The sequence below is a fragment of the Senegalia sp. (in: firmicutes) genome (assembly GCF_052088025.1).
In the GTDB taxonomy this organism is placed as follows: domain Bacteria; phylum Bacillota; class Clostridia; order Tissierellales; family SIT17; genus Anaeromonas.
This window is the reverse complement of the sequence record NZ_JBQCYD010000002.1, coordinates 76,013-95,134: the sequence shown is the minus strand read 5'-3', so window position 1 is coordinate 95,134 and position 19,122 is coordinate 76,013. Positions and strand designations below refer to the sequence as shown.

The following is a 19,122-nucleotide window of genomic DNA, read 5'->3' as shown; positions in this document are numbered from 1 at the left end:
AAATTATACCTTAATTATATCATATTTTAACTCTAATGTCACAAAATTATCATTTTGTGACATTAAAAATAGGATTTTATTCTTTTTTTAGTAATGTTTTAGTCTTTTTATCTACTCTTGCCTTCTTTCGACAATTTAAAATCAAATGTCGGATTATAATTATTTATTAAAATATAATTCGACATTTAGTGATACTTCCTATAATTCGACCTTTTAAAATCAATTTTAAGCTATTTAAAAGACTCTTTGCATATAATTACATATTACGACGTAATTTTATCTGTAAGACCCCTTTAAACAACTTATATTAAATATGATAAAAACTAACAATCTTATAACTATTTCTATCCCATGAAACTTCTTTTATATAAAACAAATTACAATAAATAAAGAAATGGTTTACATAATTTAATTATGTAAACCATTTTACTTCTTATATTTTATTTTATATATTCTTCTATTCTTTTCAAACCTTCTTTTATATTATCTAATGAAGTTGCATAAGAAAGTCTAATATAATCATCATCTCCAAAAGCAATTCCAGGTACAACAGCAACATGAGCTTCTTCTAATAATAAATTTACTAAGTCCATAGAACTTTCTATAACTTTTCCTTTAACTGTTTTACCTTTTAAATCTCTTATATTAGCCATAACATAAAAAGCACCTTTAGGTTTTTTACAAGTTAAGTATTCAATGGAATTAATTTTATCTACCATATAATTTCTTCTTTCTATAAAATGCTTAATCATTTCATTAATAGCTTCTTCATTACCATTTAAACCCTCTACACTTGCATATTGACTCATTGAAGGTGGATTTGAAGTTGAATGGCTTTGTAGATTACTCATCAGTTTTATAATATCTTCATGAGCTGCTGTATATCCTATTCTCCAACCTGTCATAGCGTATGCTTTAGACATACCATTTATAACTATAGTTTGAGTTTTAATTTGATCATTTAATTCAGCTATACTAATATGCTTATTATCATCATAAACTAATTTTTCATATATTTCATCAGAAATAACAAATATTTCATTTTCTACTGCCCATTTTGCTATATCTTCTAATTCAGATTTAGTGTATATTGTACCCGTAGGATTACTTGGACTGTTTAGAATTATAGCCTTTGTTTTATCGCTAAGAGCGCTATTTAAATCATCTATACTATATTTAAATCCATTATTTTCTGGAGTTTTAACTTCTACAGGAGTTCCATCTGCTAACTTAACTAATTCAGGATAACTAACCCAATACGGAACTGGTATAATAACTTCATCTCCTGGATTAAGTATAGCTAACAATGCATTAAACAATGAATGTTTTGCGCCATCAGAGATAATAATATTTTTAGAAGAATATTCAAGATTATTATCTCTTTTTAATTTATTACATATTGCATTTTTTAATTCCATTATTCCTGATGCTGCCGTATAACCAGTTTTACCTTCTTTTATTGCATTGATACCAGCTTCTCTAATATTTTTTGGTGTTTTAAAATCAGGCTCCCCTGCTCCAAAACCAATAACATCAATTCCATCAGATTTCATCTGTTTTGCTTTTGCTGTTATTTCCAAAGTTACAGATGGTGATATAGATGAAATCTTTCTTGATAATTTAAAATTCATTAATAACCCTCCATTATATTTGATAATTATGCTTCTTATACTTTATTCTATATATATCTATAAAATCCTTCTATATAATAAATTATTAATAAAGCTTAACTTTCATTGTATATATCTTTAAGTGCTGAATTGATTATAGTTAAAGAATCTATCAAGCTATCTCTATATAATAATTTTATATCATTATAATGCTTATACCCTTCATTTGTTATACGATAATGTCTTATAGAACGTTTATCGGGTTCCTCCCACCATCCACTTATGTATTGTTTTTCCTCTAATTGTCTAAGCATTGGATAAATCATTCCTGGAGAAGGCTCCCAATTTTTTTTCAATCTTTCTTTTATTTCATCAATTATTTCATTTCCATAATAACTTTTTTCATTTAATAAATGTAGTATATATAATTTAACAAATTGAGTAGTACTTAGTTTAGATGGAAATTGTCTATTTCTTGTATTAGCCATATTAAAATCTCCTTAACAATTATATTTAGATAATAATTCTTCCATTGACTTTATATCTATAGAACTACTACCTATAGTTATACCACTAGAATTATTGAAATGATGGAAATCAGAACCTCCAGTAATATATAAATTATATTTTTTAGCAATTTTTCTATATGATTTAGAATTATTTTTTTCATGTTTTGAGTGATATACTTCTATACCATCTATATTGAAATTATCTAAGAGTTCATTAAGGGGTGCTTTTAATAATATAGGATGAGCAAGTACTGCTATACCATTGCACTCATGAATAATATCTATAGCTTCATCAATGGTTAGTTTGTATCTTTCAACAAAAGCTTTTTGGTTTTTTCCAATATAATTATCAAATGCTTCATTTATAGTCTTTATATAACCTTTTTCAATCATAACTCTTGCTATATGTGGTCTCCCAATATTTTCACCCTTTGATTCTTCTAATATTTCTTTCATAGTGATATCTATATCTAAATTATTTAATTTTCTTATAATCTTTTTAGCTCTTTCAAATCTGTAAGTTTTTATTTGATTTGTTAGATTGATTAATTTAATATTTTTATAATCTATAAAATAACCTAATAAATGAACCTCTTTATCTTTATATATTGAGCTAAATTCTATTCCGGGTATAACCTTCATATTATCATAAAGCTTACTTCTATTAATAGCTTCCTCTATACCTGCTACCGTATCATGATCTGTTATAGAAATTAATTTAACATCATTTTTTATAGCTTCATCAATTACTTGACTGGGAGTTAACTTTCCATCTGATTCTGTAGTATGTATATGTAAATCAGCAATCTTCACTTTATCACCCCGCTTATATATCTATTATTAGTATACCTTTATATAAGGGAACTTACAACATTGATTTTGTAACAATAAAAAAAGAAGGGTTTCCCCTTCCTTATTTAGCATAATCTATTGCTCTAGATTCTCTCATAACATTTACTTTTATTTGTCCTGGATAATCTAATTCTGTTTCAACTCTTTTTACTATATCACGTGCTATATGAACTATATCTAAATCACTTACTAGATTTGAATCTACAATTATTCTTATTTCTCTACCAGCTTGAATTGCAAATGATTTTTCTACACCTTCAAAAGAATTCGCAATCTCTTCTAATTTTTCTAATCTTTTAATATAAGATTCTAATGTTTCTCTTCTAGCACCTGGTCTAGCTGCTGATATTGCATCAGCTGCTTGTATTAATATTGCTTCCACACTAGAAGCTTCAACATCATCATGATGTGCTTCAACTGCATGAATAACATCTTTATTTTCTTTAAATCTCTTTAATATATCAACACCTATAGCTACATGAGGACCTTCTATTTCATGATCTACAGCCTTACCTATATCATGAAGTAATCCTGCTCTTTTGGCAACTTTAACATCTGCACCTATTTCTGCTGCCATTATGCCAGCTAAATGTGATACTTCTACAGCATGTTTTAATACATTTTGTCCATAACTAGTTCTATATTTAAGTCTACCAAGTAATCTAATGATTTCCGGATGAAGTCCATGTATTCCTGTATCAAAAGTAGCTTGTTCTCCTACTTCTTTGATATGGTTGTCCACTTCTTTTTTTGCTTTTTCAACCATTTCTTCTATTCTCGCAGGATGAATTCTTCCATCAGATATTAATTTTTCTAAAGCTATTCTAGCCACTTCTCTTCTAATAGGATCGAATCCTGATAATATGACAGCCTCTGGCGTATCATCTATTATAAGATCTATTCCAGTTAAAGTTTCAAGAGTTCTTATATTTCTACCTTCTCTACCAATAATTCTACCTTTCATATCATCACTAGGTAAATTAACAACAGATACTGTAGTTTCAGCAACATGATCAGCAGAGCACTTTTGTATAGCATATGATAAAATTTCTCTTGATTTCTTATCTGCCTCTTCTTTTGCTTTATTCTCAATTTCCTTTATCATGATTGCAGCTTCATGACTAATTTCTTTTCTTATATCGCTTAAAAGTATATCCTTAGCTTGATCAGTAGTTAAACCTGAAATTCTTTCTAACTCATGAATTTGTTTATCATAAATTTCATTTGTTTCCTTTTCTTTTTCTTCTATGTTTTTTAATTTTTTATTAAAAAACTCTTCTTTCTTTTCTAATGAATCACTTTTCTTATCTAATACCTCTTCTTTGTGAATTAATCTTTTTTCATGGCGTTGTATTTCATTTCTTCTTTCTCTATTCTCTTTCTCTATCTCATTTCTCATCTTATGAATTTCTTCTTTACCTTCAATAAGATATTCTTTCTTAGCTGTATCAGCTGTTTTTAAACCTTCTTCAATAATTTTCTTAGCTTCTTCTTCAGCAGTTCTAATTTTTCCTTCAGCAATTACTTTACGTATATATATACCAATAAAAACACCTATAATAAGTGCTATAAAAGCTATAATTACTGGGATTATCCCTTCTAAAATTGGAAGCACCTCCTTTTTACTATTAATTTTTCAAGTTTCGATACAATTTCATTAATTAGTTATCAAAATAAATCAAATATTGATTTTATTACCCATATTCATTTTATTATTTTTTTATATATATGTCAAGCTGATATAAATTAATTGAGAATAACTTTCAATTAATTCTCTACAGGACTAACCTTACTAGTAATTCCTTGAAGCTCTACTCTATATGCTATATCAGCAATAGATGCTAAATGATTATTGTGTGTTACCATTATTATTTGACGATTAAACATTTCAGAAACTTGCTTTAAAAATTCAGAAACATTAAAAATAAAATCTTCACTTACATGCTTTGCAGGTTCATCTAATATTAAAGGACCAAAAACCTCAGGCTTATGAATTTGCAAAAATGAAATCCTAAGAGCTAATGAGATTATATCTATAACTCCCCCACCTCTTGAATCCTCTGGTTTAGTTTTTATAGTTTCTACTCCATTTGTGATAACAAAAAACTCAGCATTAGGTTTACCATAAGCTTCAGTAATCTCTATTTTAAACTCTATGTTTTCATCAAATACAAATTGAAGACAATTAGTAACCAAACTTTCTATTTGATACTTAGATTGTTCTCTAGCATACTCACTAGTCTTTTGAAGTAATATATTAGTTTTATCTAAAATATTTAATTCTTCACTTATTTTTTTTATTTTTTCTTTTTTAAGTTTTAAATCTTCATTTATTACATCTCTTTTACCTTTTTCTGAAGAATAAATATCTCTTAAATTTTTTATATTATCATTTAATTTTATATTTTCTATCTTTAAATCCATAATATCATATCCTATTCTTTAAGTTTAGAATTTAATATATCCATTGGTAATAAAGCATTAGCCTTTTCAAAAAGTTCGTTAATTTCCTTTTCTAAATTATTGATTTCTGAATCCAAATCATTAGGATCTACATTTAATTCTTTTAATTCTAAAATTAATTCTTCTTGTTGCTTATTTAAATTTTCAAGCCTTGCTTCTGCTTTATATTTTAAATTTTTAGCTCTTTCTAAATTGTTTTTTAAATCCGATAATTGCTTTTCATGGTTATTCATATTGCATACTCCTTATTCACTTAAATTTTTTATTATACGATTCATATCTTCATTATCAATTGAATTAAAACAAAGAGGACATCTTTCAATTTTTTTAAGAAGACTTTTATAATCATTTAATAACTCAATAATAACAGACTTTTCATTTCTTATTTTATTATTAAGTTCATTTATATTATTATTATTTTGATTTATTTTTTTAAGATAAATATTTAAATTTAAATATTTATCTTTATCTATATTTATCTTTTCATATAATATATTGACATCATCAATATATTTAAATTTATTAATATAATCTTTACCTTTAGATATACTTTTTTTAATATTAGTATAATTTGATTTTAATTTCCTTAATCTATCTAATTCATTATTTTTATTAATTAATTTATCAAATATAATTTTTAAGTCATCATTATATTTAAAAGAATCTTTTATCATATTTGTGTTTTTTATAATATTTGAATTATCTTTATATTTTTTATTTTTATATATCAAATTTTTATATTTATATATTTTTTCCTCTAAGTCATTTGATATTTCTGTTGATAAATTTATATTTTTTGTATTACTAATAATATATTGATTTTCATTTATATCTTGATTTATATTACTAATTTTAGATCTTGATTTTACAAGAATATTCCTATTAGAAGTTTTATTTTCTATTTCTAGACTTATATTATTTATAGTTTCTAAGTTTAAAAGTTTAGAATATATATCCTTATAATAAATTAACAATTTATCATTTTCATTATATTTTTTTTGAATATCTATTAATATTTTCAAAAGATTTTCTTTATAAGATATTATATCTTGTAAAGTTTCTAATTGAATAATTGTAGCTTCTAAATCATCCAAATAAGAATAGTCCTTTAATTTAGTTTCTAACAAATCTATATCTTCAATTAAAGACTTATTAGAACTATTAAGATTTCTAATATCTTTCATAGTGTTTTGTACAGCTTTATCTACTACATGAACACCAACCAATCTACCAATAGCATTTGCTCTAGTAGAATTTTTTTCAGATAGCAAAAAAGGTCCTTCTAATTGTTCACCAATATTTATAGAATTTGACTCTTTACTATCTAAAAAAATCTTTCTTATATTGATTTTTTCTATTATATCTACAGGTACATTATGACCAAAGCCTTCATATATTTCTTCATTATTATCTTTATCTATATATATATAAAGGTTTTTAGTATTTGATCTTAAACGTTGTACTTTTTCACCCGTATTAAATGTAAGTATTACAGATGCTTCTTTTTCTTTATGTCTAATGAAAAATGTACCCATTGGATCATTATATAAGACCCACTTTATAGCTCTTATTATAGCAGTTTTACCTTGATCAGAAGGTCCAACTATAACATTCAAACCATTTACAAAATCAATGTTAGTATTTTTGTGTGATTGAAAATTATTAATTTCTACATTTGTTATGTATTTCATTTAATCATCTTCTCCGCCTATCTCTATTTGAGCATATTCAATTCTTTTTACTGCTTCTTCCTTTATATTGTCATCTATATTTTCAGTATTAATTAAATTATTTAATATATGATTTATATCCAATTTATTAAAATCCTGAGAAGAATCAACAGATTGTTTAAATTGAACTATTTTTTCACTTCTAAAAATATTGTTTTCAATAACAGTTCTATCTAATACATCTTCACCTTTATGAGCTGATTTTAAATAATAAAATTCAAAATTAATTTCTTTATTTAAATCTATTATTAAAACCCTAGGCATTCTATTTATTTCTTTGATACTATTAGTTATTCTTATGAAACTTCCTGGATTTATAAAGTACTTACCTTCATATTCCTTAATGCCAAAACCGGAATGATAATGGCCAGCTAAAGTGATATCTGCTTTAGTATCTAATATGTCATCTATTATAGTATGGGGAACACCCTTTATAAATGGTTTATCTAAAAGCATACCATGAGTAAGATGGATAGCATAATCTACATTTTCATCTTTATCTTCCAATAAATATAATGATTTATCATTGCTTGAATCTATACCATACTTATAAGGACTTCCGGTAAGTTGAACCTTAATATCATCTTTTTCTAATAGAATAGTATTATCTTCACCTATAAGCTGTAAAATTCCTATACCATCAAATAAACCTAACATAGTTCTAGGTAAAGTATTAGGATTATGACCATAAATATCATGATTTCCAGCTATCATATATATAGGCACACTGATTTTATTTAATATCATAGCAAACTTTCTTACAATGGATGGAGAAATATCAGGTCTATCAAATAAATCTCCTCCATGTAATACAAAGTCAATATTTTTTTCTTTAACAAGTTGAACTAATTCATTAAATTTATTTTCTAATGTCTCTAAAATATTATCTTTTCTATTTTTAGGAGTTGTGCCTCTTATATGAGTGTCTGTAAAATAAAGAATTCTCAAATTATCACCTCATTTTTCCTAATTATTATTATATCATATTAAGTATAAAAAAGACTTCCGAAGAAGTCTTATTTTTTGGAGTCTTTTTTATCATTTTCTTTATCATTATCCTTATTATCTTTATTAACATCATTAACATTTTCTTCGTCTTTTATTAATCCAAAATGTTTCCTAACTTTTAATTCAATTTCATTTGCAGTTTCAGGGTTTTCCTTAAGATAATCTTTTGCATTTTCTCTTCCTTGTCCTAATCTTTGATCACCATAACTATACCAAGAACCAGCTTTATTAACTACATCAGCAGTTACTGCAACATCTAAAACATTACCTTCTTTAGATATACCTTCACCATACATTATATCAAATTCAGCTTTTTTAAATGGGGGAGCTACTTTGTTTTTTACAACTTTTACTCTTGTTCTATTTCCTATCATATTATCCCCTTGTTTTAATGTTTCTATTCTTCTAACATCTAATCTAACAGAAGAATAAAATTTAAGAGCTCTACCTCCTGGTGTAGTTTCAGGATTTCCAAACATAACTCCTACTTTTTCTCTTAGTTGGTTTATAAATATAGTAATTGTATTAGATTTTTTTATAGCACCTGCAAGCTTTCTAAGAGCTTGTGACATAAGTCTTGCTTGAAGACCTACATGTGATTGTCCCATTTCACCTTCAATTTCTGCCTTTGGAACTAATGCAGCAACTGAATCTACAACTACGATATCTATAGCTCCACTTCTTACCAAAGCTTCAGCAATTTCTAGTGCTTGTTCTCCTGTATCTGGTTGAGATACAATTAAATTATCTACATCTACTCCTAATTTTCTTGCATATTGAGGATCAAGTGCATGTTCAGCATCAATAAATGCTGCAGAACCGCCTGCTTTTTGTGCTTCAGCTACTGCATGTAATGCCACAGTAGTTTTACCTGAAGATTCAGGGCCAAATATTTCTATAACTCTACCTTTAGGAAGTCCTCCTATACCTAATGCTATATCTAATTCTAAAGAACCAGTAGAAATAGATTCTACATTAACTTTTGATTCTTCACCTAACATCATTATAGAACCTTTTCCAAATTGCTTTTCAATCTGATTAATTGCCATCTCTAGGGCTTTCTTTTTTTCACTCATATATTCCCAGTAAGACTGGTTCACCTACCTTTCAAATTTCCGAACAAACGTTCTAAATAGATTATATATCAATAATTTAAATTAGTCAAATATTATTGATAAAATTTTAAAATAAATTTTCTTAATTCATTAAAAGAGTTAAGTGATGTTTTATTTTGTACAGTATTTCTATCACCTTTAAAAATGAATTTTTTATAAATATAATTTTCCTTACCAGCTATAGCTATATATACGAGTCCAATAGGCTTATCTTTAGTATCACCTGTAGGACCTGCAATTCCAGTTACAGCTAAAGCTATATCTAAATTATATTTGTTTATTAATCCTTTTGACATTTGAATAGCAACTTCCTTACTAACAGCTCCAAATCGATTTAAATCTTCTTTTTCAACATTTAAAAAGTTTATTTTTGAATCATTACTATAAGTTACTAAACTTAATGGAAATACTTCAGACACACCAGAAAGTTTAGTGAAATTACTGCTTATTAATCCTCCAGTCAATGATTCAGCAAATCCTATCTTTAAATTATGCTTTTTAAGTAAATTCAAGACAATATTTTCTAACTTATCATTATCATATCCCCATATAAAATTTTTTATAGAAATTGAATTTATAAATTGAAATACATATTCTTTAGACTTATCTAAGCTTTTATTAGAAGAAGATACTTTTATATCTACTGTAGCATTATGTGCATACATTCCTATTTTAATATTATCATTAAAAAATGGTTTGATTTTTTCTTCTAATTGAGATTCACCTATTCCAATAGTTTTAATAACCTTAGTATAGGTGTGTGTATTTGAAATATTATATAAATAATTATTAATAACTTCATCAAACATAGGCTTTAATTCTTTAGGTGGCCCAGGAAGCAAAAAAATCATTTTATTATCTTTATTCAAAAACATTCCAGGAGCCGTTCCATTCTTATTTTTTATAATAGTAGAATTTTTAATCCTATAAGCTTGTTTTATATTATTCTTTGTCATTTTAAAATTACTTTTTTTAAATAACTCTTCAAGGCTAATTAATAACTCATCATCTAGATATATATCATAACCTAAGGCTTTTGATACCCCTTCTCTAGTCATATCATCATCAGTAGGGCCAAGTCCCCCAGTGAAGATTATTATATCAGCTTCTTGTAATGAGGACTTGGTTGTTTTTATAATTGAATTTATTTCATCTTTAATTACATATATTTTTTCAACTGTAATATTTATATTTTTAAGCTCCTTAGAGATATACATACTATTAGTATTGAGTATATCTCCATCCAGTATCTCATCACCTATATTTATAACTATAGCTTTCATAAATTCCTCCTACTAATTTTGAACTTTTAATAATTCAATATTTTTATATATATAATCTACACCTGAAATAATAGTAAATATTACAGCTAAATATAGCATAATTCTATCAAAAGGAAATCCTATATAATTAAATGGGAAATTATTAAGCAATATGCTTATTATAGCAACTAATTGGGTAATTGTTTTTATTTTGCCCCATTTGCTAGCTGCTATTGTAATACCTTCAGATGCACCAAGTACTCTAAGTCCTGTTATAGCAAATTCCCTAGCAATAATAACTACTACCATCCATGCAGGAATAATGCCCAACTCTGTTAATGATATTAATGCAGAAGAAACTAAAAGCTTATCTGCCAATGGATCCATAAATTTTCCAAACTTAGTAATTAAATTTCTACTCCTTGCAATATGCCCATCTAACATATCAGTTAAAGCAGCTACAATAAATACAATGGCAGCTATGATTTTTCCATAAGGTATTCCATCTACAAGCAAAAACAACATAAAAATTGGAACAAGAAAAATCCTAAAAAGTGTAAGTTTATTTGGTAAATTCATCTATGACTTCTCCTTTCAAATCATATTCGTATGATTCAATTATTTTTGCATTTATAAAATCACCTATATTTAAATTTTTCTTAGAATCTATATAAACACATCCATCTATTTCAGGAGAATCCATGTATGATCTTCCCATATAGATATTATCTTCTACTTCTTCTTCAATTAAAACTTCATATTCTTTATTTATTTTTTTACTTAGTATATCTTCAGATATATCAAGTTGTAATTCCATTAATTTATTTCTTCTTTCTTCCTTTATATTTTCATCAATTTGATTTTCAAAATTACTTGCAGGAGTATCTTCTTCTTTAGAATAAGTAAATGCTCCCAATCTATCAAATCTTGTGGACTTTACAAAATCATACAATTCATTAAAATCTTCTTCTGTTTCACCAGGAAATCCTACTATCAAAGTGGTTCTTATTATAATATTTGGCATTTGTTTTCTTAAATTATTTATAAGCTCTATTATAGACTCTTTATTTGTATCCCTATTCATTCTTTTTAATATTTTATTACTAATATGTTGTATTGGGATATCTACATAATTTAATACTTTATTATTATCTTTTATAGATTTAATTAAAGATTGTGAGAAAGTTTCTGGATACATATATAGTATTCTTATCCATTTTAATTCATCAATATCATTTAATTTATCTAGTAATTCATTTAACTTGTATTCACCATATAAATCTATACCATATTTAGAAGTATCTTGTGCAATTAAAATTATTTCTCTAGTTCCTCTTTTAACCAATTCTTTAGCTTCATTTACAATAGAATCTATTTTTCTACTTCTGTAGTTTCCTCTTAACTTAGGAATTATACAATAAGTACAAAAGTTGTCGCAGCCTTCTGAAATTTTTATATATGATGTTACTCCAGGCTCTAAAGGTATTCTTTTATTTTCTTCTAAATATTCATCATTAATATTTCCGAATCTTACTATTTTCTCATTATCATAACTTTTTATTACTTGTGCAATATCTCTTATATTTCCAGTACCTATTAATGCATCAATTTCTGGTATTTCTTTAATTAGTAAATCTTTATATCTTTCACCTAAACATCCAGCCACAATCAACATATTGCAGTTACCATGTTTTTTGTACTCTGCCATTTCTAATATTGTATCTATAGACTCTTCCTTTGCTGATTCAATAAATCCACAAGTATTTATAATGATTATATTGGCATCATCTAATGTATCTATAATCTTGTATCCTTCTTTATCTAATAGTCCCATCATTAGTTCTGAATCCACTAGATTTTTAGAACAACCTAGGGAAACCACTGTTATTTTAACCTTCATTTACTTTACCTCTTTTCAATATTACTTTTAAATTTTATTAATTCTTTTACTAGAGTATTGATATCTTCATAATAAACTACACTATCATATTCTTTTACTTTTTTTATTGAATAATCATATAATGGATCATAATAATTTATCATCAATTCTTTAATAACATATTTATAATTACCATTTATAAATTCATTTTCAAGCTTTGAAATAGTTTCATTGCCTAAGCGCTTTTTTAAATGTCTTATTGCATCTATAACAGCTTCAGTATTATTTTCCTTATTGTTTAAATAATCATATCCTATTATTTCAACCCTATTTTCTATGTTTGTCTCCATTAAAATATGATATCCATTTTGAATATTTTGATATAAGAAATCTGGCATAATAGAATTGCCTATTCTTTTACTTTCACTTTCAACAAAAATAAGTTTATTTTTGAAGTTTATAAATTTATCTAATAATAAAGATTCGAATTTTTTTTGATTACTTGATTTATTTGTAAAAAATATATTTCCAAAAACTGATCCGCTATTTTGAGCTATATTTTCTAAATCTAAAACGTCAAAACCATTGGATTCTAATGACACCAAAGCTTTTGTTTTACCCACACCTGTATAGCCATGTAAAACTATAAAATTAAATTTATTCCCATATTTCTCTAAATTATTAATAACAAAATTTCTATATTCCTTATATCCTCCATGTATAATATATATAGGCATATTCATAATATTTAATACCTGTGCAATAGAGCTACTTCTCATACCTCCTCTATAACAAAATAAGACTACATTTTTATTTGAATTAGTAATTTCTTTTATTATATCATAATATTGTACTAATTTATGTGAAGCATGCTCTAAGCCCATTCTGTAAGCTTCATCTTTATTTATTTGAGTATAAGTATATCCTATTTTTTCTCTTTCTTCATTATTAAATAGAGGGATATTTATGGAATTTGGTATAGTATCTTCATTATATTCTTTTGGACTTCTTACATCTATATACACAACATCTTTAATATTTCTACTTTCTTCATAGTTAATTCTTTTTATCACTTTAACACCCACTTTAAATATTAACTTTCAATTTCTTCTTTTGTAACTAATACTTTTCTTGGTTTACTACCTTCATGAGGTCCAACTATACCTCTTTCCTCCATTTCATCTACAATTCTAGCAGCCCTAGAATATCCTATTTTTAATTTTCTCTGTAAATAAGAAATCGAAGCCTGTCCTTCATTAACAACTAAATCTATTGCAGATGGTAATAGTTCATCAGTGTCTTCAAATACAGTATTGACATCTTTTTCAATATTATCGATTATTTCTTCCTTATATTGAACTTCATTTTCTTTTTTTAAGAAACTTACTATATTTTCAACCTCTTTTTCATCTATATATGCTCCCTGTAATCTTTTAGGCTTAGAAGAACCTACAGGATAAAAAAGCATATCTCCCTTACCTAATAATTTTTCCGCACCTCCCATATCTAATATAGTTCTTGAATCAGCCTGAGAAGATACTGCAAAAGAAATTCTAGAAGGAATATTAGCTTTTATAGTACCTGTTATTATATCTACTGAAGGTCTTTGAGTAGCTACTATCAAATGAATTCCAGCTGCCCTTGCCATTTGTGCTAATCGACATATACTATCTTCCACTTCTCCAGGTGCAACCATCATTAAATCTGCAAGTTCATCAATTATTACCACTATTTGAGGTAATTTATTGATTTCTTCATTATCTATAGCTTTATTATTATAGCTTTTTATATCCCTTACACTATTTTCTGCAAATAAATTATATCTTTTATTCATTTCTGCTACTGCCCAATTTAAAGCAAATGAAGCTTTCTTAGGATCTGTAACTACAGGTATAAGTAGATGAGGAATACCATTATATATACTTAATTCAACAACTTTTGGATCAATCATAAGTAATTTTACTTCATCAGGTTTCGATTTATATAAAATACTAGTAATAAGAGTATTTATACATACAGATTTACCAGATCCTGTAGCACCTGCTATAAGTAAATGAGGCATTTTTTCAATATTTGCAACCATTGGTTTACCAGCTATGTCCTTACCTAGTGCAAAAGATAATTTGCTTTTCATATCTAGATATTCTTTTGATTCTAAAACTTCTCTCAAATTCACATTAGATTTATCAATATTTGGAACTTCTATCCCTATTGCAGCTTTTCCAGGTATAGGAGCTTCTATTCTAATATCAGATGATGCAAGTCCTAGTGCTATATCATCTGATAGATTAACTATCCTACTTACCTTTATACCAGGAGCAGGTTGTAATTCATATCTTGTAATAGTAGGTCCTCTACTTATCTGAGTTACTTCAGCTTCAATTCCAAAATTCTTCAATATGTTCTCTAATTTTTTAGCATTATTTAAAATAACTTTATTTTCTTTTTTATCTTTTATAATATCACTCTTTTTAAGAACCTCTAAGGATGGGAATTTATAATTATCATATTCTCCATCTATAAAATCTAATTCATTTATATTATTACTTATTATTTTTTCTTCTTTATTATTATCTTTTTCCACTTCTTTTTCTAAAGTAATTTTATGAGTATTGTTTTCAGATTTATATTCATTTTTAGTATAGTCTAATATTTTTATCTTATTTTCAATAGATTGATTTTTTTCTTGCTTGTTTTTTTTAATATCTTTATTAGGCTTTAATTTTATTTTATTTGTTTTATTAGTTTCTATATTTTTTTTATTTTTTTTAATATCATAGTAAAATATAGTTACTTTTTCTATAATTAACTTTATAAAACTGATTATAAATCTTGTTAATGCAACTATACTTATGTTAGTAATACTTAATGATAATACAATTAAAATAGTGAATAAAATTAAATATGACCCGATGGATCCAAATAATTTTAAAAATAAAAATGCTAATATTGCACCAATAATTCCACCACTTCTATGAAATGATAAAAGTGATGCTTCCATAGAGATATTTATTCTATCAGAAATACTTAAATTTTCTATTGTAGGTAAGAACCTTATATCAAAGAGTGTAATTAAAGTTAAAAATGAAATAAGAATTATAATATTTTTTTGAGTTTGATATATATTTAATTTGTCTATCAAATAAAATATACCTATAAGCATAATAATATAAGGGAATATGTATCCGCCAGAGCCTATTAATTGCCAGGTTTTTTCACCAATTAAATTAGCAATTATGCCCGTTGATTTGGTATTCATACTGTATAATAATAATATTGAAAAAGAAATAATAATTATTCCTATAATTTCTTTGTTTATTTTAGTAGTTTTTTTGTTTTTTTTATTTTTTTTTGATTTTACACTCATTTCTTCACCTCTATGTGAAGGCTACTCCTTCTAGAAGGAGTAGCCTTAGTTATGTCATTAATTATAACATAATTAATATTATTATTCTATTTTTATATTATCAACAATTAATGATTCTAATTTTTTTATGGCAGAATTTAGTCCTCCTACTTCATTTATTAATCCACAATTAACTGCTTCCTCACCCACTAATATAGTACCAACATCATTAGCTATTTCATCGGTATCATACATGAGCTTTTTCAAATCATCACAATTCATATCACTAGTTCTTAATATGAATTGTGATATTCTTTCTTGCATTTTTTGTAAATATCGAAATGTTTGAGGCACACCTATAACGAGACCTGTCATCCTAATAGGATGAACTGTCATAGTTGCTGTAGGAGTTATAAATGAATAGTCTGTAGAAGTAGCAAGAGGTATACCTATACTATGACTACCTCCTAAAACTAAAGATACTGTAGGCTTATCTATGCTTTTTATCATTTCAGATATAGCAAGGCCTGCTTCTACATCTCCTCCCAAAGTGTTTAATATAATTAATAGACCTTTTATATCAGGACTTCTTTGTACAGAAATAAGTTGAGGAATAATATGTTCATATTTAGTAGATTTTTTTTGTGGTGGTGAAATATTATGACCTTCTATTTCACCAATAATTGTTGTAAAGTGAATATCACCCTCACTTTTGGGAATGTTAGTAATACCTAAATTTTTAATTGTATCTATAACATTATTTTCTTTTTTATTCATCATTATATCATCCTTTCAAACGATTATAATGATATTTTTATCTTAAAGTGATTTCTTTATTCAGTAAGCCACTTATTAATATTTTAATTCTATAATTATCATATCCTGTCCAATTTTTCTAATACTTTTCCAAGGTATAGTTATCTCTTTCTTTTCTCCAAAAAATTTAAATTGACTTCTAACATCAGGTACTAGTAAAGCTTCAATATTACCAGTAGTTTCATCAATTAAAATATCTGAATCTGCTATAATTCCCAGTCTTCCTCCATCATTTAAATTTACTATTTCCTTTCCTCCTAATTCATTTAAAGTTACATTTTTATTTTGTCCTATATCATAAATATCCATTTTTTCACCTCCTATTTAATTGTATGTTTTATATTTTAAAATATTTGTTTATCAATTATGATAAGGTTAATTATGATAGAAATATATAATAAATAAACTACCTAGGTAGTTTATTTATTATATATTTCTTGTAAATCATCTCTTATACGTTTGTTTTTTTCTAAATTCCCAACATATGCAACATTTATTTTATTAATATCAAACATATTATCCATTAAACTTTTAATGGTGTTTTTATTGACACTATCTATATTACTTATTATTTCACTAGAAGTTTCTATTTTGCCATTTAATAATTCGGATTTACCATAAGAACTCATTCTACTTGATGTATTTTCTAAACCTAAAATGAAATTTCCTTTTAGTTGCTCCTTAGACTTATATATTTCATTTTCAGAAAAAATATTTTTTTTCATATCTTTTATTTCATTTAAAACTATCTTGGATAGTTCCACTATATTTTTAGGATTTAAACCCGCATATATAGTAAACATTCCTGTATCCTTATAAGTTGAAGGATAGGAGTAAATATTATATACTATCCCTAAATCTTCTCTTACCTTTTGAAATAATCTAGAACTCATACTGCCACCAAATATATTATTTAAAACTAATAAAGAATATATTTGATTAGAAGATTGATTTATGCCTTCAAGACCAAGACATAAGTGAGCTTGTTCTGTATCTTTTGATTTACTTATAATATTTTTGTTTATAATTGGTTTTATTATTTTATTATAATTTTTTTTATCATTTACATTCCACTTTCCAAATGCTTTTTCTAAGGTATTTAAAATATTATTTTCTTTTATATTACCTACTACAGAAATCACTATATTTTCTGGCCTATAGTGATTATAAAAATAATTTAATATTGATTCTCTAGACAAGTTTTTTACTGAATTTTTATTTCCTAATATAGGCAATGATAATGGATGATTTTGAAATACAGTTTTAGACAATAAATCATGTACTAACTCTTCAGGATCATCTTCATACATATTAATTTCTTCAATAACTACATTTTTTTCTTTTTCAATTTCATCTTTATTGAATTTTGAATTAAATAACATATCTTGTAAGATATCAATAGCTAAATCTATATGATTATCTAATATTTTTATATAAAAACATGTACATTCTTTGCTTGTAAAGGCATTCATTTGGCCTCCAACACTATCAATTTGATCTGCTATATCTCTGGCACTCCTTTTATAAGTTCCTTTAAATAGCATATGTTCTATGAAATGTGAAGTACCATTATTAATTTCATTTTCATAGCGTGAGCCAGATTCAATCCATAATCCAATTGAAGCAGATTTTACATATGGTATATTTTCTGTTATTACTCTAATCCCATTTGATAAATTTGTTTTATTATACAATAAATTTCTCTCCTAAATTAATTTTATATTATCATTATATTAAAGTATCTGTATTATTTCAATATATCAGATACTGTTTCAATAGATAATTTTTTATCTTTTATTTTGTCTATAATAATAGGTAGTGATTTTAAAGTTTCTTCTTTAGGGTGCATAAGTACTATTGAATTTTTTTTAACTTTTGACATTACTCTTTCTACAATAACATCTTTAGTACTATCTTCTCTCCAATCTATTGTATCTACAGTCCACATTATAGTTTTATTATTTTCCTCTTTAGCAGCTTTTATGGTTTCATCATTAAAACTGCCTGATGGAGGTGCAAATAATAAAGGTTTTCTTCCTATCATTTTAGAAATTATAGTATTTGCTTTTTTTATTTCTTCTAAATTCATATTATAGCTTAAATCACCATAGTTTCTATGCATATATCCATGACTGCCTATTTCATGCCCTAAATCATACATTTCTTTTAGTAATATCTCATTTTTTTCGGCCCACTTACCTGTTACAAAGAAAGTAATGTTAATATCATTATCTTTAAATAATTTTAACATCTCTGGTATATATTCCTCTCCCCAGTCTACATTACATGCAAATGCTACAGCATCCTTATCATTATTTCCTTCATAATATAAATTATCTTTATTATTAAACGTTTCTATTGAATCAGATTTAAAATAAAAATAAGTTAAAAATAATAACATAATTATAAATATTAGTGAAATATAAATTGTTTTGTATTTAATATAATATATTTTCAATTTCATCATCCTCCATATTATATTAATATTCATAATTATTTAAAATATAATCAATAAAAAGAAAAAAGACATAA

General features: G+C 25.6%; 18 protein-coding genes. All 18 read right to left on the bottom strand.

All coding sequences use genetic code 11. From position 1 onward, the window contains the following. Positions 1–440: 440 nt before the first annotated feature. Positions 441–1,631 carry a pyridoxal phosphate-dependent aminotransferase gene (locus tag ACTHUW_RS01135; RefSeq protein ID WP_442196428.1) on the bottom strand — a complete coding sequence of 397 codons (1,191 nt, stop codon included), beginning with the start codon at positions 1,629–1,631 and terminating at the stop codon, positions 441–443. Positions 1,632–1,726: 95 nt separating this feature from the next. Next, positions 1,727–2,098 (bottom strand): PadR family transcriptional regulator, encoded by a 372-nt coding sequence (locus ACTHUW_RS01130; RefSeq protein ID WP_442196429.1) that lies wholly within the window; start codon positions 2,096–2,098, stop codon positions 1,727–1,729. Between the two features lie 12 nt (positions 2,099–2,110). After that, on the bottom strand, positions 2,111–2,932 hold the full coding sequence (locus ACTHUW_RS01125) for a PHP domain-containing protein (protein ID WP_442196430.1): 822 nt from the start codon (positions 2,930–2,932) through the stop codon (positions 2,111–2,113). 100 nt (positions 2,933–3,032) lie between these two features. Beyond that, complete coding sequence (gene rny, locus ACTHUW_RS01120) at positions 3,033–4,577, bottom strand: ribonuclease Y (protein WP_442196545.1); 1,545 nt, start codon at positions 4,575–4,577, stop codon at positions 3,033–3,035. Positions 4,578–4,738: 161 nt separating this feature from the next. Then, a complete protein-coding gene (locus ACTHUW_RS01115; RefSeq protein ID WP_442196431.1) occupies positions 4,739–5,395 on the bottom strand; it encodes an ATPase in 657 nt (218 codons plus the stop codon). A gap of 11 nt (positions 5,396–5,406) precedes the next feature. Next, positions 5,407–5,667: a hypothetical protein gene (locus tag ACTHUW_RS01110; RefSeq protein ID WP_442196432.1), complete on the bottom strand. Its 261-nt coding sequence runs from the start codon at positions 5,665–5,667 to the stop codon at positions 5,407–5,409. Between the two features lie 12 nt (positions 5,668–5,679). Next, positions 5,680–7,125, bottom strand: a complete 1,446-nt coding sequence (locus ACTHUW_RS01105; protein WP_442196433.1) for an AAA family ATPase — start codon at positions 7,123–7,125, stop codon at positions 5,680–5,682. Beyond that, a complete protein-coding gene (locus ACTHUW_RS01100) occupies positions 7,126–8,112 on the bottom strand; it encodes a metallophosphoesterase family protein (protein WP_442196434.1) in 987 nt (328 codons plus the stop codon). A gap of 68 nt (positions 8,113–8,180) precedes the next feature. Then, positions 8,181–9,248 (bottom strand): recombinase RecA, encoded by a 1,068-nt coding sequence (gene recA, locus ACTHUW_RS01095; protein WP_442196435.1) that lies wholly within the window; start codon positions 9,246–9,248, stop codon positions 8,181–8,183. A 92-nt stretch (positions 9,249–9,340) separates the two neighbouring features. Then, positions 9,341–10,570 carry a competence/damage-inducible protein A gene (locus ACTHUW_RS01090; protein ID WP_442196436.1) on the bottom strand — a complete coding sequence of 410 codons (1,230 nt, stop codon included), beginning with the start codon at positions 10,568–10,570 and terminating at the stop codon, positions 9,341–9,343. A 12-nt stretch (positions 10,571–10,582) separates the two neighbouring features. Beyond that, a complete protein-coding gene (pgsA, locus tag ACTHUW_RS01085) occupies positions 10,583–11,128 on the bottom strand; it encodes a CDP-diacylglycerol--glycerol-3-phosphate 3-phosphatidyltransferase (RefSeq protein WP_442196437.1) in 546 nt (181 codons plus the stop codon). After that, complete coding sequence (gene rimO, locus ACTHUW_RS01080) at positions 11,112–12,449, bottom strand: 30S ribosomal protein S12 methylthiotransferase RimO (protein WP_442196438.1); 1,338 nt, start codon at positions 12,447–12,449, stop codon at positions 11,112–11,114. The genes pgsA and rimO overlap by 17 nt, the downstream gene beginning before the upstream one ends. Before the next feature lie 5 nt (positions 12,450–12,454). Next, positions 12,455–13,501 carry a tRNA 2-selenouridine(34) synthase MnmH gene (gene mnmH / locus ACTHUW_RS01075; RefSeq protein ID WP_442196439.1) on the bottom strand — a complete coding sequence of 349 codons (1,047 nt, stop codon included), beginning with the start codon at positions 13,499–13,501 and terminating at the stop codon, positions 12,455–12,457. Positions 13,502–13,521: 20 nt separating this feature from the next. Then, a complete protein-coding gene (locus tag ACTHUW_RS01070; protein ID WP_442196440.1) occupies positions 13,522–15,795 on the bottom strand; it encodes a DNA translocase FtsK in 2,274 nt (757 codons plus the stop codon). Positions 15,796–15,876: 81 nt separating this feature from the next. Beyond that, a complete protein-coding gene (locus tag ACTHUW_RS01065) occupies positions 15,877–16,557 on the bottom strand; it encodes a ClpP family protease (protein WP_442196546.1) in 681 nt (226 codons plus the stop codon). Positions 16,558–16,626: 69 nt separating this feature from the next. Then, positions 16,627–16,899 carry a YlmC/YmxH family sporulation protein gene (locus tag ACTHUW_RS01060; protein ID WP_442196441.1) on the bottom strand — a complete coding sequence of 91 codons (273 nt, stop codon included), beginning with the start codon at positions 16,897–16,899 and terminating at the stop codon, positions 16,627–16,629. 110 nt (positions 16,900–17,009) lie between these two features. Continuing rightward, entirely contained in the window at positions 17,010–18,284 is a 1,275-nt protein-coding gene (locus ACTHUW_RS01055; protein WP_442196442.1) for a M16 family metallopeptidase, read from the bottom strand. Between the two features lie 53 nt (positions 18,285–18,337). Then, positions 18,338–19,048 carry a polysaccharide deacetylase family protein gene (locus ACTHUW_RS01050; protein WP_442196443.1) on the bottom strand — a complete coding sequence of 237 codons (711 nt, stop codon included), beginning with the start codon at positions 19,046–19,048 and terminating at the stop codon, positions 18,338–18,340. Positions 19,049–19,122 lie beyond the last annotated feature (74 nt).